Below are 257 nucleotides of genomic sequence, written 5' to 3'. Positions count from 1 at the left end.
CGCAGCTTCTAGATTGGTCTGCAGCTCGCCCAATAGGGCGATCTGGAGATCCGCTTCGCGGCGCGAAATGCCGGTCTTAGCGATATCCCCAACTTCGATGCCAATGGGCAGAAGCTTCCTTTTCAGCTCGTGACCGTAAGGGGTGAGGAAGATGTTGATCTTCCGCTTGTCCGCCGCGTTGCGGACCCGGGCAACGATTCCCCGTTGCTCCATGGAAGCGATCGCCGAAAGCGTGGTCGGCTCCATCGTTCCAACAA

Annotated in this window: 1 protein-coding gene; it reads right to left on the bottom strand. The window is 58.4% G+C overall.

Annotation, left to right across the window (positions count from 1 at the left end; translation table 11 throughout):
- Positions 1-257: winged helix DNA-binding protein (locus tag ACZ3GY_RS24370; RefSeq protein ID WP_465912358.1), on the bottom strand; the 257-nt coding region annotated here is incomplete at both ends.

It is taken from the genome of Pseudomonas sp. PME37.24/006, assembly GCF_055556635.1.
Note: the sequence above shows the minus strand (reverse complement) of the source record. Positions and strands in the feature narration are given on the sequence as shown.